Consider the following 763-nt stretch of genomic DNA (forward strand, 5'->3'; position numbering starts at 1 on the left):
ATAGCACAAGAAGAACAAGCAAACTAAGCATATCCAGAATACTGCCCAGTTAACGGTGCGACCACCATAGCGGTCTGCAAACCAGCCTCCTAATGCTCGAACCATGCCAGAGGTGGCAACAAAGAAAAGCGTAAAGGCCATCGCTTGGCTATAGCTGAGTTTATAAGCGGAAGCATAATACTGTGGGAGCCAGAGGATTAGCGCTAAAAAGCTACCGAAGACAAAGTAGTAATATAGACCGAAGCGCCAAATCTGGATGGATTTAAGTGCTTGTAGGGTGCTAAGTTCGGCTTGAAGTTTTGTCGGGGTATAGGGGCGGGTAGGTGCTATTAGCCAGAACAGAAAAGCCATAATGAGTAAACCAACCCCATAGATAGGACCAATGCTGTCCCAACCCCAGTTCGCAACAATAATTGGGGCAAGTGCAAGGGTAATGGCTGAGCCGGTGTTACCTGCACCAAATATACCCATGGCAGTGCCTTGTCGGTTACTTTCAAACCAGTCGGTGATATAACGAATGCCGATGGTAAAAGATGTGCCACTAATACCGATCCACAAGCCAAGTAATAGGTAGCCTTCCAGAGTCTCGATGTGAGGCAGGATGAATAGTGGCGGTGTGCTAAGAAGCATTTGTAGGGTGAATAGGCTCTTGGGGTTGTAGCGCTCGCTAAGCCAGCCAGCAGGAATACGCCCTAGTGCACCGGTTAGAACCGGGGCCGAAAAGAATAATCCTAACTGTGTTGCGCTTAGGCTTAAGCTGTTT

At 48.2% G+C, this 763-nt stretch carries 1 protein-coding gene; it reads right to left on the reverse strand.

Annotated elements, in window-relative coordinates:
• Positions 1–763, reverse strand: a 763-nt coding sequence (locus A3763_RS02095) for a nitrate/nitrite transporter (protein ID WP_156494833.1), incomplete at both ends; no start/stop codon positions are given.

Source organism: Oleiphilus sp. HI0128, assembly GCF_001635365.1.